This window comes from Amycolatopsis sp. NPDC003865, from assembly GCF_053605345.1.
The window spans coordinates 179,174-194,031 of the sequence record NZ_JBSGJA010000019.1; the positions used below are offsets into that span (position 1 = coordinate 179,174).

The window sequence follows — 14,858 nt, forward strand, 5'->3', positions numbered from 1 at the left end:
GGAAACTCACACACCGTAGGCACCAATTCCCCTTATTGAGGGACCCCCGTCGCGGATGGCGCAGCCCACACCGCGTGTCGTCTTGTCCGCCAAACAGGACACGCGTACTGTTTGAGGCACCGCGAGGTGTGGCATCCCGAATCCGGTCCTACGGTGGGGGTGCGCAAGACTCGCCACCACCGAACCGACCGAACTGACCCGGGACTCGACCGCCGCACCGGCGCGGAAGTCCATGCCACTGGAGTTAGACGTGACCGCACCTGCCAGCAAGGACAGCTTCGGCGCCAAAGACACGCTGAAGGTCGGCGACGCCTCGTACGAGGTGTTCCGCCTGAACAAGGTCGAGGGCGCCGAGCGGCTGCCCTACAGCCTGAAGATCCTGCTCGAGAACCTGCTGCGCACCGAAGACGGCGCGAACATCACCGCCGACCACATCCGCGCGCTCGGCTCGTGGGACCCGAACGCCGACCCGTCGATCGAGATCCAGTTCACGCCCGCCCGCGTGATCATGCAGGACTTCACCGGCGTGCCGTGCGTCGTCGACCTCGCCACCATGCGCGAGGCGGTCACCGACCTCGGCGGCGACCCCGACAAGGTCAACCCCCTCGCCCCGGCCGAGCTGGTCATCGACCACTCGGTGATCATCGACGTCTTCGGCCGCGCCGACGCCTTCGAGCGCAACGTCGAGATCGAGTACGAGCGCAACCGCGAGCGCTACCAGTTCCTGCGCTGGGGCCAGGGCGCCTTCGACGAGTTCAAGGTCGTCCCGCCGGGCACCGGCATCGTGCACCAGGTCAACATCGAGCACCTCGCGCGCACGGTGATGTCCCGGGGCGGCCAGGCCTACCCCGACTCCTGCGTCGGCACCGACTCCCACACCACCATGGTCAACGGCCTGGGCGTGCTGGGCTGGGGCGTCGGCGGCATCGAGGCCGAGGCGGCCATGCTGGGCCAGCCGGTGTCGATGCTGATCCCGCGCGTCGTCGGCTTCAAGCTGACCGGCGAGATCCCGGCCGGCGTCACCGCCACCGACGTCGTGCTCACCATCACCGAGATGCTGCGCAAGCACGGCGTGGTCGGCAAGTTCGTCGAGTTCTACGGCGAGAGCGTCGCCCAGGTGCCGCTGGCCAACCGCGCCACCATCGGCAACATGAGCCCGGAGTTCGGCTCCACCGCGGCGATCTTCCCGATCGACGACGAGACCGTCCGCTACCTCAAGCTGACCGGACGCTCGGCCGAGCAGGTCGCGCTGGTCGAGGCCTACGCCAAGGAGCAGGGCCTCTGGCACAACCCCTCGCACGAGGCGTCCTACTCCGAGTACCTCGAGCTGGACCTCTCGACGGTCGTCCCGTCGATCGCCGGCCCGAAGCGCCCGCAGGACCGCATCGAGCTGTCGGACGCGAAGTCGTCGTTCCGCAAGTCGATCCACGACTACGTGGACGGCGAGGACCTCACCCCGCACACCAAGATGGACGAGGCTTCCGAGGAGTCCTTCCCGGCCAGCGACGCCCCGTCGCTGTCGTTCGCCGAGGACGACGCCGCGCCGGTCACCTCCTCCGCCGCGAACGGCGCGTCGGGCCGCCCGAGCAAGCCGGTCAAGGTCTCCACCGCGGACCGCGGCGAGTTCGTGCTGGACCACGGCGCCGTGGTGATCGCCTCGATCACCTCGTGCACCAACACCTCGAACCCGTCGGTCATGCTCGGCGCCGCGCTGCTCGCGCGCAACGCCGTGGACAAGGGCCTCGCGGTCAAGCCGTGGGTCAAGACGTCGATGGCGCCGGGCTCGCAGGTCGTCACCGACTACTACACCAAGGCCAACCTGTGGCCGTACCTGGAGAAGCTGGGCTACCACCTGGTCGGCTACGGCTGCACCACGTGCATCGGCAACTCCGGCCCGCTCTCGGACGAGATCTCCGCGGCCATCCAGGAGAACGACCTCACCGCGGTCTCGGTGCTCTCGGGCAACCGGAACTTCGAAGGCCGGATCAACCCCGACGTGAAGATGAACTACCTCGCGTCGCCGCCGCTGGTCATCGCCTACGCGCTGGCCGGCACGATGGACTTCGACTTCGCGTCGCAGCCGCTGGGCCAGGACACGGACGGCAACGACGTCTTCCTCAAGGACATCTGGCCGACCGCGCAGGAGATCCAGGAGACCATCGACTACGCGATCACGCAGGAGATGTTCACCAAGGACTACGCCGACGTCTTCGACGGCGGCGAGCGCTGGAAGTCGCTGCCCACGCCGGAGGGCAAGACCTTCGAGTGGGACGCGGAGTCCACCTACGTCCGGAAGCCCCCGTACTTCGAGGGCATGACGCCGGAGCCGTCGGCGGTCACCGACATCACCGGCGCGCGCGTGCTGGCGAAGCTGGGCGACTCGGTCACCACCGACCACATCTCCCCCGCCGGCGCGATCAAGCCGGGCACCCCGGCCGCGCAGTACCTGACCGAGCACGGCGTGGAGAAGAAGGACTTCAACTCCTACGGCTCGCGGCGCGGCAACCACGAGGTGATGATCCGCGGCACGTTCGCGAACATCCGGCTGCGCAACCAGCTCCTCGACGACGTCCAGGGCGGCTACACCCGCGACTTCACGCAGGAGGGCGCGCCGCAGGCGTTCATCTACGACGCGGCCCAGAACTACGCGGCGGCGGGCACCCCGCTGGTCGTGCTGGGCGGCAAGGAGTACGGCTCGGGCTCGTCGCGTGACTGGGCGGCCAAGGGCACCTCGCTGCTGGGCGTCCGCGCGGTGATCACCGAGTCGTTCGAGCGCATCCACCGTTCGAACCTGATCGGCATGGGCGTCATCCCGCTGCAGTTCCCGCAGGGCGAGTCGGCCTCGTCGCTCGGCCTGGACGGCACCGAGACGTTCGACATCTCGGGCATCACCAAGCTGAACGACGGCGAGACCCCGCGCACCGTGCACGTCACCGCCACCAAGGAAGACGGCGGCAAGGTGGAGTTCGACGCGGTCGTCCGCATCGACACCCCGGGTGAGGCGGACTACTACCGCAACGGCGGCATCCTGCAGTACGTGCTGCGGAAGATGACCCAGGCGTAAGCATTTCGCCCCGAAGGCCTCCCCATCGAGCAGGTGGGGAGGCCTTCGTCGTCCGCTTCCTGCACGCGGGTGGCATGACCCGCGCGAGGTGGGACGAGCAGTTCGCCCGTCTCGCCGAGACCGCCACCGGAGTTCTCGCACGACGAGGACCTGCGGGAGCTGCTCGACGCCCGAGGCATCGAGCAGCCCGTGCTGGTCGGCTGTTCCTTCGGCAGCCGGGTGTTCCTCGATTTCGCACTGGCGCACCCGGACGGGGTCGGCGGCCGGCGACGTGGATTCGACCGACATCTTCGCCGTCGCGGACCTGGTCGGCCGCGAGGCACCGCACGCGCGCCGGGCGAAGGTGCCCGGCGCGGCGCACATGGTGAACGTCGAGCAGCCCGCCCGGTTCGGCGAGCTGCTCGAGGAGTTCCTCGCCTAGGCGGGCACGGCTTCCCAGCGGACGCTGGACACCGACGGCTCCAGCGAAAGCCGCGACACCGCCGCCTCCATCTGGCGTCGTCGCGCTGGTCGCCGACCAGCTCGGCGCGGACCTCGACCGTGCGGTCCTCGCGGTCGGTGCTCAGCACCGACAGCAGCCGGAAGTCCGTGCGGGTCAGCGACTGCACGAGCAACGCCCGTACGTGGGCCTCGGTCGCGTCGCGGGTGACGGCCTGGAACGCGTACCGCGTAGGCGTCTCCTCGCCCGCGTCCGGGCGGCGGTCGACGACCCGGCCCAGTGGCCGCAGCACGACGTTCACCCCGACGACGACCGCCGTCCCGGCCGCCGCGATCGCGTACAGCCCGGCCCCGGCGAGCGCGCCGACCGCCGCGGAGCACCACAGCGTCGCCGCGGTGTTGAGGCCGCGGACGTTCAGGCCGTCGCGCAGGATGACGCCGGCGCCGAGGAACCCGATGCCCGAGACGATCTGGGCCGCCACCCGTGTCGGGTCGGCGTCGCCGCTCGTGGTCAGCCCGCCGAAGCCGTGCGCGGACAGCAGCACGAACAGCGTCGCGCCGACCGCGACGAGCGCGTTGGTGCGCAACCCGGCCATCCGGGCGCGGAACTGGCGCTCGATCCCGATGACGGCACCCAGGCCGACGCCGGTGCCGACGCGCAGCAGCATTTCGAAGATGGTCATGTCCGACTCTTTTCCGGCGTGCGCGCACTGCCGGACAGGGGGCGACCGGACTCAGCCCAGCCGGAAACCTCCGGTGAGCGCGCGCCCGGCCGTCCGATGACTGTCCGCTGGCATGTGCCGCTCACCTCGCTTCCGGTGCTCGTGGTCGATCAACTGGGCCACTGTAGCGCTACCTCCAGTGCCGGCGCAGGTGCGGTACGAGGTCTCCGGGGCGTTCGTCGGGGAAGAACAGCTTGGCGCCGGGCACTTCGACGACTTCTGTGACGCTCGGCACCGCGTCGCGGAACCGGTACGCCCACTCGAGACCGAAGTTCGGGTCGCCGGTCCCCCACACCAGCAGCGTCGGCACGCGGAGCTCCTTGAGCAGGGGCTCGATCTCGTCCAGTTCCTCGCCGCGCACGGACGTCAGCAGGCGCTCGAACTGCCGCGCGGCTTCGAGTGTGCCGCCGACCGGCCGCACGAACGCTTCCACGACTTCGGCCGCCAGCCGCTCGGGGTGTTCGTAGCCGCCGCCGAGCGCCCCGGTTCGCGCCCGTTCGGGGTCCTCGGCGAGCTGGACCAGCAGGGGCGCGAGTTTCCCGCGTTCGGCCAGCTCGACGACGGGGCGGAACGACTCCGGCGGCAGGTTCCCCCGCGTGTCGCAGTTGGTCAGGGTGAGCGTGCGGACCCGAGCGGGGTGGTGCGCCGCGAAGACCTGGGCGACGGCGCCGCCGGTGTCGTTGGCGACCAGGTCGACCGCGTCCAGTTCCAGCGACTCGCAGAAGTCCGCGAGCAGCCGGGCGAGGCCGGTCAGGCTGAGGTCCTGCTCGGCCGTCACCGGCGAGCGGCCGTGCCCCGGCAGGTCCGGCGCGAGGCACCGGCGCTCCCCCGCCAGTTCGGCGATCGCGTTGCGCCACAGCAGGTTGTTCGTGCCGACGCCGTGCACGAACAACGCCACCGCCCCTTCGCCGACGTCGGTGTAGCTCACGTCGCCGGACGCCGCCGACACGCGTCCGCGCTGGTCCTCCCAGGTTCGCAGGTCCATCGGTAGAGTCCCTCCAGAAGTAAACCGACTGACGGTCTAGTATCAACAGACCGACAGTCGGTTTGTCAACGACGGAGGCAGCCGACCCGCATGAACAAGAAGATCGACCGGGGTCAGGCGACCCGTGAACACCTCGTCGCGGTCGCGACCGGCCTGTTCACCGAGCACGGCTACGACGGCACGTCGATCGAGGCCGTCCTGCGGGCCGCCGAGGTGAGCCGCGGCGCGCTCTACCACCACTTCCCCGGCAAGGACGCGCTGTTCGCCGCGGTGCTGGACACCGTGTACGACCGGGTCGGCGCGGAGGGCGCCAAGGCCGTCGAGGGGATGGCCGACCCGATCGAGGCGCTGCGCGCCGCGTGCCTGGCGTGGATCCGGAGCACCCGGGACCCCGTGGTGCGGCGGGTGATGCTCCTCGACGCACCGTCGGTGCTGGGCTGGCAGCGCTGGCGGGAGATCGACGAGGCGCGCACGCTCGGCCGGATCAAGGCGGCCCTGCGGCGCGACGGCCGGATCCCCGCCGGGCGCGTGGACCTCTTCGCGCACGTGCTGCTCGCCGGGATGAACGAGATCGCGTTGCTGGCCGCCCGGGCCGACGACCACGAGAACGCGGTCGCCGAAGCCGAAGCCGCGGCCGGGGACGTGCTGGATCGCTTGCTGGGCAAGTGAAACGGGCCGGGGCGACGGTGTCACCCCGGCCCGTTTTCCTCGCCGCTAAGCGGTTTCGAACGGCTGGACGTTCGGCTGGAACACCTGGCCGTTCGCCGGCACCTTGAGGTCGGTCAGGTAGTCCGCCACGGCCTTGTCGACGCCGAGCGCGTCACCGAGGATGCAGTGGCCGAACGCGTCGACCGACAGCAGCCGGGAGTTGCCCAGCTCGGCCGCCATCCGCTGGCCGAACCGGTACTGCGTCGCCGGGTCGTAGAAGTTGCTGACCACGATCACCGGGACGTCGGTCTTGGCCCGCCACGGGCCGCGGTAGACGTCCGGCTTCTTCGCCGGCCACACCGGGCAGCCCGCCGTGTCGGCGAACGCCTGGTAGCGGCCGAAGGTGCGCGACTCGCGCTCCCACTGCGCGGCGATGTCCGGCACCTGCTCCTGCCTGATCTTGAACGGCTTGTCGGAGCAGTTGACGGCGAAGTACGAGTCGTCACTGGTGTAGGGGCTGTCCGGGTTCTGGTCGGCCAGGCCCTGCTTGCCCTTCGTCAGCACCTTGAGCTGCTTGGCCTGCAGGGTCTGCGCCTGCGCGGCCGCCGGGTGGATGACGTTGTAGAGCGCCTGCAGGTCCTCGGCCAGGCCGGGGAACGCCGAGGGCGAGTACAGGACGCTGGAGACGCCACCGGTGAACGCGTTGATGTCCACCGTGCCGCCACCGGGGATGGTGATCGGCTGCTTGCGCAGGTACTCGCGCAGTTCGTCGAACTTCGCGCGCGGGGTGCCGTCGCTGAACGCGCACTTGGCGCCCACCTGGTCGCACCGCTTGAGGAAGCCGTCGAGCGAGATTTCGAAGCCCTGCGCGCGTTCCCGGTCGTACTGCACGCCGTCGCTGGTGCGCAGCGCCGGGTCGACGTTGCCGTCGATGACGATCGCGCGGGACTGCTTGGGGAACATCGACGTGTAGGTCGAGCCGATCAGCGTCCCGTAGGAGAAGCCGACGTAGGTCAGCTTCCGGTCGCCGACCGCCGCGCGCAGCGTGTCGAGGTCGCGCACGACGTCCTTGGTGGACATGTGGTTCAGCAGCGAACCCGCGTTGTTCTTGCAGAACCGGCCGTAGTCGCGGTAGCTCGCGAGGGTGCCGGAGATCTCGGCGCGGCTCAGCGGCACCGGGATCTGGGCGCCGAAGACCTCGTCGGCGTCCTCCTGGGTGGTGAAGCAGCGCAGCGGGTTGCTCTGCCCGACGCCGCGCGGGTCGAACCCGACGAGGTCGAACCGGTCGAGCACCTGCGGCTGGAAGTAGTACTGCCCGCTGATCGGCATCCGCAGGCCCGAGCCGCCGGGGCCGCCGGGGTTGAGGAACAGCGAGCCGACCCGCTTGTCGGGCGTGCGCGCGGCGCGCTTGAGCAGCGCGATGTCGATGGTGCCCAACGACGCGTTGTCGTGGTCGATCGGTACGCGGTAGCGGGCACAGCTGTAGAACTTGACCTGGTCCGCGGGTACGCCGGCGAGGGTGTCGCTCGAGCAGGCACCCCAGCTGACGGCGGCGGTCGCCCCGACGACGGCGGGCTTCACCGCCGCGTCTTCGGCCGCCGCGGCGGTCCCGGCGGTCCCCGCCAGGCCCACGCCGGCCACGAGCGCCCCCACCAGTGCGAACGAGCGCACCCGGCTCTGTGTGGATCTCGGCAAGACGTCTCCTCCCTGAGTCACGCATTCGCCGCGCGCGCTCACGACGTCACGGCGCGTTACCCGGGAGAGATTGGCACAAACCGGCGAAAGCCGTCACCGGCCAAAAGGATGGTGGGGGCTTACCGGACCGGCCGAGTCAGCACGAAAACCGGCAACGGACGGTTCGCCTCCCGTTGCTCCATCCGGTACCCCGGCCAGAACTCGAGCAGCTCGGCCCACATCCGGTCGTACTCCTCGCCGTGCAACTCCCGCGCGAGGGTCTCCACCGGGCGCCCGGCGAGGTCCACCCGGCACTTCGGCTCGGCACGCAGGTTCAGCGCCCACGCCGGATCGTTCGGCCGGCCCCAGTTGGAGGCGGTCAGCACGAAGGCGTCGCCGCGCGGGTAGTAGAGCAGGTTCGTGCTGCGGGCCAGCCCGCTCTTGCGGCCCGTCGTCGTCAGGCAGAGCGACGGCAGCCCGGCGAGCCCCACGAGGCTCACCCGGCCGCCGAACGCCTGCCGCAGTTTCTTGTCCGCCCAGACGACCACGCGGGCCGTGCGCATCAGCCACGGCTTCGTGCCGACGGCCCGGGCCAGCGCCCGGAGAGGATTAACCACGCACAGATCTTGCCAGGCTCACCCCGAACCGCTGCTGGGAGTCGGTCCACCAGTGCTCCAGCGCGAACCCGGCGGCGGCCAGTTCCGCCTCGACGCCGGCGGGCCGGAACTTGGCCGAGATCTCCGTCCGCACGTGCTCGCCTTCGGCGAAGGCCACCGTGAGGTCCGCGCCGGGGATCTCGACGGTCAGCGCGCGCCGGGCGCGCAGCCGCATCTCGATCCACTCGTTCTCCGCGTCCCAGTGCGACACGTGCTCGAACTCGTCGACGTCGAAGTTCGCGCCGAGGCGGGCGTTGATCACCCGCAGCACGTTCTTGTCGAACTCGGCGGTGACGCCCGCGGCGTCGTCGTAGGCCCGTTCGAGGATGCCCGGGTCCTTCACGAGGTCGGTGCCGAGCAGCAGCCACTCCCCCTCGTCCAGCACTTCGCGCACCGAGCGCAGGAAGCTCGCGCGCTCGGCGGGCAGGAAGTTGCCGATCGTGCCGCCGAGGAACGCCACCACGCGCGGCTGGCCGCCGGGCAGCAGGCCGAGGTGCTGGGTGAAGTCGCCGACGACCCCGCGGACGGTCAGGCCCGGGTAGTCCTTCGAGATGGCTTCGGCGGCATCGGCCAGCGCGGACTCGGACACGTCGAGCGGGACGAACGCCTCCAGGGTGCCGTGCGCGGTGAGCGCGTCGAGCAGCAGCCGGGTCTTCTCGCTCGAGCCGGACCCGAGCTCGACGAGCGTGTGCGCGCCGGACAGCCGCGCGACGTCGCCGGCGTGCGCGGCCAGCACCTCGCGCTCGCTGCGCGTCGGGTAGTACTCCGGCAGCTGGGTGATCTTCTCGAACAGCTCGCTGCCCTCGGCGTCGTAGAACCACTTGGGCGGCAGCCACTTCCGCTCGGCCGTCAGCCCGGCGACGACGTCCGCGCGCAGTTCCGCGGTGACGGCGTCGTCGGACCGGTGGTGGTCGAGGTCGATCTCGGTCATGAACGCTCCTGGGTCAGGGGAAGCAGGTCTACGCCGGCCGCGGTGGCGCGCACGGCGTGGTGGTCGGGGACGGGCCGCCAGCGCGGGTCGCCGTCCAGGGGTTCGGACGCGAGCCACACGCCGGCCGGGGTCTCCAGCGCGGACAGGGCGTGCGTCCAGGTCGTGCCGATCAGCGTTTCGCCATCGGTCAGCAGGAAGTTGAGCCGGGAACCGGGCGCGGCCGCTTCGACGGCGAGGGTCAGCTCCGCCACCGCCGTCAGCGGGTCCTCGCCCGTAGCGAGCCGGGCACGCAGCAGCGCCCACAGCACCACCGAGTCCGTCGGCGCCTCCAGCGTCAGCAGCTCGGTGACCGGCAGTGCCTTGGCCAGTTCGGCCAGCGAGTCCGGGTAGCCGCGGACGACGCCGTTGTGGCTGAACAGCCAACGCCCGGCGGTGAACGGCGCCGCCGCCGCTTCGGTCACCGGCAGGCCGGTGGTGCCGTTGCGGACCGCGGCGACGAACGCGCCCGAGGTCACCGCCGCGGCCAGCGGCGGCAGCGTCTCGTCCGTCCACAGTGGAGTGGACCGCCGGTGGCGCAGCGGGGCCGAGCCCGGGCCGGGGTACCACCCCAGCCCGAACCCGTCCGCGTTGACCGAACCGCCGCCGCGCATGTCCGCCGGCGCGTAGGACTGCACCAGCAAGGCGTGCGGGGCGCGGAAAACCGCCTCGGCGGGCGAAAGCGGCTCGCCGAGGTATCCGAGGTGGCGGCACATGCGCCTAGCCCACCTCGCCGGGTGCCGCGTCGCGGGCCGTGCGGAAGCCGGCGAAGATCTGCCGCCGGATCGGGTAGTCCCAGTTGCGGAAGGTGCCCCGGATCGCCGCGGAGTCGGTGCCGAACGACCCGCCGCGCAGCACCTTGTACTCGGGTCCGAAGAAGACCTCCGAGTACTCGCGGTACGGGAAGGCCGCGAAGCCGGGGTAGCCGTGGAAGTCGGTGCTCGTCCACTCCCAGACGTCGCCGATCAGCTGGTGCACGCCGGTCGGTGACGCGCCGGCCGGGTACGCGCCCGCCGGCGCCGGGCGCAGGTGCCGCTGGCCGAGGTTGGCGTGCTCGGCCGTCGGTTCCTCGTCACCCCACGGGAACCGCCGCGACCTCCCGGTCGCCGGGTCGAACCGCGCGGCCTTCTCCCACTCCGCCTCGGTCGGCAGCCGCCGCCCGGCCCAGGCCGCGTAGGCCTCGGCTTCGTGGTAGGAGACGTGCACGACCGGCTCGTCGGCGGGCACGCGCTCGTGGACGCCGAACGCCGTCCGCCACCAGCCGTCCTGCTCCCGGTTCCAGAACCGCGGCGCGGTGATCGAGTTTTCGGTCCGGTAGGCCCAGCCCGCCGGGCTCCACCAGCGCTCGTCGTCGTAGCCGCCGCTGTCGAGGAACTGCGCGTAGGCGCCGCCCGTGACCGGGACGGTGTCCATCCAGAACGCCTCGACGGCGATCTCGTGGGCCGGGCGCTCGTTGTCCAGCGCCCACGGCTCGGCCGACGTGCCCATCGTGAACGCACCGCCCGGGACCAGCACCTCGGCGGGCAGGGTGCCCGACCGGGCGGGCGGCGGCTCCGGCGCGTGCAGCACCGGATCGCCCTTGCGGAGCTGGTGGGTGGCCAGCATGGTCTCGTCGTGCTGCTGCTCGTGCTGGGTGATCATGCCGAACGCGAACGCCTGCTCGGTCAGCCGCCGCCCCTCCAGCGGCGCGTGTTCCAGCACGTCGAACGCCTTCTCCCGGACCTGCTTGACGTACGCGCGCGCCTCCGCCGGCCCGAGCAGCGGCAGCTCCGGCCGGTCGGCGCGGGCGTGCTGGAACGCGTCGTAGATGTCGTCGATGTCCGGGCGCAGCGGCTCGCGGCCGCCGACGTCGCGGACCAGCCACAGCTCCTCCTGGACGCCGATGTGCGCGAGGTCCCAGACCAGCGGCGACATCAGCTTGGAGTGCTGGCGGACCAGGTCTTCGTCGTCCACGGCGTCGGTCAGCGCCACGCTGCGCGCCCGCGCCCGGGTCAGTGCTTCGGCCGCCCGGGCGCGCAGATCCTGCGCGCTCAGGTCGCCCAGTGCTTCCGTGCTCATGCTTCGCTCCTCGATCGGTACGCGCGCCCCTGCACGCTCTCGCTGATCTCGGTGATCGACTCCGCCGCCAGCCCCGTCACGCCCAGCTCGGCACAGCCGAGGTCGGCCAGCGCCGCCGCGACGGCCGCCAGCTCCGCATCGGCCAGTCCCCGCCGCGCCGCCTCGGTCCACCGGTCCGCGACCGGCGCGCAGATCGCCCGCACCTTGTCCACGGTGGACGGCCGGGCGAGCAGCGCCGAAACCAGCGCCACCGGCGCCAGCCACTCGTCCGGCGGTTGCGCGTCGAGGTACCGGATCTCCAGGTAGCCCTGGGGCCGGACCGGCGTGAACATCGTGGTGAGGTGGTAGTCGAGGTCCGCCGCCGTCGGCTTCGGCAGCAGCGCGGCCGCGCCCCGGCCGTCGATCCAGTCGGCGAAGGTCAGCCCCTCCGGCGCGTCCCACGGCCGGTCGCCGCGGGGCAGCACCATCAGCGGGGTGTCCATCAGGCGCTCGGCCCACACCGCGGCCGGGTCGTCGTCCGCGACACCGGACGTGCGCGTGCGGACCGCCTCCGTGTCGTGCACCGCGAGCCAGCGGGCGGAGGCGTGTCCCGTGTCCCGTCCGGCGTGGACGCGGGAATTGGCGAAGAGGGCGAGCAACGGCGGGCCCATCGCGTGGGCCGCCGCCCACCGGGCCGCGTAGTGCTCCGGCTCCCCCGCGTCGACGCAGACCTGCAGGCCCGCCGTGCTGCACATCATCGTGAGGCCACCGGGACCGATCGGCGCGAACCGCCGTTCCATCGCCGCGTAGCGCGGGGTGCGCAGGACCCGGCGCGGCGCGCGGTGGGCGTCGATACCGGTTTCGCCCAGCACGAGGCCGTGCCGGGCGAGGCGGTCACGCAGGTGGTGGAGGTCGGCCGTGACGACTGCGGCGAGTTCGCGCAGGGAGGCCTGGGGAAGAGCGGAGATTTCGACCTGGCACCCGGGTTCGAGGCTCACTGGTGAACCCGCCGGGAGCGGCGAAGCGGGACTTTCGGGGCGGAGCGTCCGCGGGGTGTGCGGACCCAGCGCCGTGGCGAGGACGTCGGGATCGAGGGGTCTGGCCGGGTCTTCGGCATGGTGCACGGTGAACTCCAGCTCCACGCCGGTCAGGCGGGGTGGTCCGTGCTTGAAACACACCGATGCGACGTACGCCTCGCCGGCCGCGCGGTCCGCCAGGACCCGCGCGGTGCGGTTCGACGCACTACCCGACTTCTCGGGGAAATCGTGCACCGCTGTCATGTCCGTTCCTGTTCCGTGTGGTGGAACTTCTTGACTTCGGACGCTACACGCGGGGTACGACAAAATCAGGCCGGATCTTGCGGTGCAGGACGGGTTCACCACTCCGTAAGAAGTCCCGGATCAGGGCAAAGCGGACTCCGTGCCCAGGCCGAGCGAGGCCGCCGACGCCCGCACGGCCTCGATCACCAGGTGCAGCGCGGGCAGCCGGAACGCGGTGCGCCGGTAGGCGATCGACACCGTCCGCAGCAGCGGCGTGGTGAGCGCGACGACGTCGATCCCGGGCGGCCGCAGCAGCCGCAGGCCCAGATCCGAGACGAGCGTGACGCCGAGCCCGGCACCCACCATCGCCATCGCCGTGGACTGCTCTTCGACCTCGTGGTTGATCTTCGGGGCGAAGCCGTGCCGCTGGCACGCCGTGCGCATCGCCCGGCCGAAGTGCGACTTCGGGCTGGCCAGGATCCACGGGTGCTCGGCGAGCTCGTCGAGCGAGGCCGAGCCGGACGGCACCGCGCCCCGCGGCACCGCCGCGTGCAGCCGCTCGACCGCCACGACGGCGCGTTCCAGCCCCGCGTCCCACGGCGTCGGCGCGTCGGAGTAGTCGATCACGAACGACAGGTCGAGCGTGCCGTCGCGGACCGCCTCGGCGGTGTCCTCCGGTGCCAGTTCGCGCGTGCGCACCTCGATGCCGGGGTGTTCGTCGGCCAGCGCGGTCAGCGCCGTCGGCAGGAGCCCGGAGGCCACCGACGCCCAGACGCCGGCGGTCAGCCGGACCGTGCGCGCCTCCTGCGCCTCCTCCAGGGCCAGTGTCGCCCGTTCGACCGACCCGAGGATCTCCTCGGCGTGCTCCGTCAGGAGGTTGCCCAGTTCGGTCAACTGGACGCGCCGGCCGAGCCGCTCGAACAGCTTCGCTCCGACGTCACGCTCCAGCTGCGCGAGCTGCTGCGATACCGCCGAAGCGGTGTAGTGCAGCGAAGCGGCTGCCGCCGTGACCGTGCCCCGGCGGTGCAGCTCGCGCAGCATCCGCAAGCGGTGCAACGAAAGCTCCATACACCAAACCTAAACGAGATCGTGCAGGTTCGTTAAATGGACGCGTGGGTGGTGCGGGGCGCACGCTCGGGGAAGGCGGCCGGGAACGACCGCCCCGGACTTCCCTGGAGGTGAGTGGCCCTGATGACCCCGCGCAACGCCGAGCCGCTGATGCGGCTCACGTGGACCGATCCCGTCACCGGCGCGCACGGCTACCTGGTCGTGCACAGCCTGGTCTCCGGCGTCGCCACCGGCGGCACCCGGATGCGGGCGGGCTGCACGATGAGCGAGGTGGAGGACCTCGCCCGGGGCATGGCCAACAAGACCGCGACCTTCAACCTGCCGGTCGGCGGGGCGAAGGGCGGCATCGACTTCGACCCGAAGGACCCGCGGGCGTTCGGCGTGCTGAAGCGGTTCTGCGCGTTCCTGCGGCCGTGGCTGGACGCGCACTGGGTGACCGCCGAGGACCTCGGCGTGCCCCAGCACCTGATCGACGAGGTGTTCGCCGAGCTCGGGCTGGAGCAGTCGTACCACGCGGCGATCGGCCGTTCGGCCGACCCGGCGCGCACCCTGCGCCGCGTCCAGGCGGGGCTCAACGCGCCGGTGCCCGGCGGGCTGCTGCTCGGCGACGTCGTCGGCGGCTACGGCGTGGCGCAGGCCTGCCTCGGCGTCGCGGCGGCGTGGGACTGGGACGTGCGCGAGACGACCGTGGCGATCCAGGGCATCGGCACGATGGGCGGCGGCGCGGCCTGGTACCTGCACGAAGCCGGGATGAAGGTGGTCGCGGTGGCCGACGCCGCGGGCACGCTCCACGACCCGGCCGGGCTCGACGTCCCGGCGCTGCTGGAACTGCGCGACCGCTTCGGCGAGGTCGACCGGACCCGGCTGCCGGCCGGGGTGCGCTCGCTGGCCAGGGAAGCCGTCGTCGGCATCGACGCGGACATCTTCGTGCCGGCCGCGATCTCCTACGCGCTGCGTCCGGACAACGAGAACCTGGTCAAGGCCGCGGTCGTCGTCGAAGCGGCCAACGCGGCGACCACGCCGGAGGCGGAAGCCGCGCTCTCGGCCCGTGGGGTCGCGGTCGTGCCGGACTTCGTCGCCAACGCGGGCGCGGCGGCGTGGGCGTGGTGGCTGCTGCTGGGCGAGGTCGGCGCGGACCCGGCCGACTCGTTCCTGCGGCTGCGCACCGAGATGCAGTCGAAGGTGGCCCTGCTGCTGGCCGAGTGGAACATGGACCGGCTGCCGCTGCGCGTCACCGGGCTGAAGCTGGCCGAGGCGAACCGCGCCCAGCGGGCCGAGGCGGCTCTCGCGCCGGAAGGCGAGCCGGGGCTGCTCATCCCGTGACAGGGTCCGCCGCAGCC

At 71.7% G+C, this 14,858-nt stretch carries 12 protein-coding genes; 3 read left to right on the plus strand and 9 right to left on the minus strand.

Annotated elements, in window-relative coordinates:
- The first annotated feature begins 232 nt into the window (after positions 1-232).
- Positions 233-3,064 carry an aconitate hydratase gene (locus ACWEVP_RS36565; protein ID WP_452067141.1) on the plus strand — a complete coding sequence of 944 codons (2,832 nt, stop codon included), beginning with the start codon at positions 233-235 and terminating at the stop codon, positions 3,062-3,064.
- Here ACWEVP_RS36565 and ACWEVP_RS36570 read toward each other — a convergent pair.
- Positions 3,010-4,185 carry an MgtC/SapB family protein gene (locus ACWEVP_RS36570; protein ID WP_452067142.1) on the minus strand — a complete coding sequence of 392 codons (1,176 nt, stop codon included), beginning with the start codon at positions 4,183-4,185 and terminating at the stop codon, positions 3,010-3,012. The two genes, ACWEVP_RS36565 and ACWEVP_RS36570, sit on opposite strands and share 55 nt — an antisense overlap.
- Before the next feature lie 169 nt (positions 4,186-4,354).
- Positions 4,355-5,209 carry an alpha/beta fold hydrolase gene (locus ACWEVP_RS36575; protein WP_452067143.1) on the minus strand — a complete coding sequence of 285 codons (855 nt, stop codon included), beginning with the start codon at positions 5,207-5,209 and terminating at the stop codon, positions 4,355-4,357.
- 90 nt (positions 5,210-5,299) lie between these two features.
- Between ACWEVP_RS36575 and ACWEVP_RS36580 the strand changes: the two genes are divergently transcribed.
- Entirely contained in the window at positions 5,300-5,878 is a 579-nt protein-coding gene (locus tag ACWEVP_RS36580; protein WP_452067144.1) for a TetR/AcrR family transcriptional regulator, read from the plus strand.
- 45 nt (positions 5,879-5,923) lie between these two features.
- Here the strand turns inward: ACWEVP_RS36580 and ACWEVP_RS36585 are convergent, their stop codons facing one another.
- The 7 genes from ACWEVP_RS36585 to ACWEVP_RS36615 form a co-directional block, all read right to left on the minus strand.
- Positions 5,924-7,528: an alpha/beta hydrolase gene (locus ACWEVP_RS36585; protein ID WP_452067194.1), complete on the minus strand. Its 1,605-nt coding sequence runs from the start codon at positions 7,526-7,528 to the stop codon at positions 5,924-5,926.
- 143 nt (positions 7,529-7,671) lie between these two features.
- Positions 7,672-8,094, minus strand: a complete 423-nt coding sequence (locus ACWEVP_RS36590; protein WP_452067195.1) for a nitroreductase family deazaflavin-dependent oxidoreductase — start codon at positions 8,092-8,094, stop codon at positions 7,672-7,674.
- Positions 8,095-8,140: 46 nt separating this feature from the next.
- A complete protein-coding gene (egtD, locus tag ACWEVP_RS36595) occupies positions 8,141-9,118 on the minus strand; it encodes an L-histidine N(alpha)-methyltransferase (protein ID WP_452067145.1) in 978 nt (325 codons plus the stop codon).
- Positions 9,115-9,870 carry an ergothioneine biosynthesis protein EgtC gene (gene egtC / locus ACWEVP_RS36600; protein WP_452067146.1) on the minus strand — a complete coding sequence of 252 codons (756 nt, stop codon included), beginning with the start codon at positions 9,868-9,870 and terminating at the stop codon, positions 9,115-9,117. The genes egtD and egtC overlap by 4 nt, the downstream gene beginning before the upstream one ends.
- Before the next feature lie 4 nt (positions 9,871-9,874).
- Positions 9,875-11,212 (minus strand): ergothioneine biosynthesis protein EgtB, encoded by a 1,338-nt coding sequence (gene egtB, locus ACWEVP_RS36605; RefSeq protein WP_452067147.1) that lies wholly within the window; start codon positions 11,210-11,212, stop codon positions 9,875-9,877.
- A complete protein-coding gene (locus ACWEVP_RS36610; protein WP_452067148.1) occupies positions 11,209-12,471 on the minus strand; it encodes a glutamate-cysteine ligase family protein in 1,263 nt (420 codons plus the stop codon). The genes egtB and ACWEVP_RS36610 overlap by 4 nt, the downstream gene beginning before the upstream one ends.
- Positions 12,472-12,591: 120 nt before the next feature.
- On the minus strand, positions 12,592-13,518 hold the full coding sequence (locus ACWEVP_RS36615; protein ID WP_452067149.1) for a LysR substrate-binding domain-containing protein: 927 nt from the start codon (positions 13,516-13,518) through the stop codon (positions 12,592-12,594).
- Positions 13,519-13,641: 123 nt separating this feature from the next.
- Here ACWEVP_RS36615 and ACWEVP_RS36620 point away from each other — a divergent pair, with 123 nt between their 5' ends.
- Positions 13,642-14,841: a Glu/Leu/Phe/Val dehydrogenase dimerization domain-containing protein gene (locus tag ACWEVP_RS36620; RefSeq protein WP_452067150.1), complete on the plus strand. Its 1,200-nt coding sequence runs from the start codon at positions 13,642-13,644 to the stop codon at positions 14,839-14,841.
- The last annotated feature ends 17 nt before the right edge of the window (positions 14,842-14,858 follow it).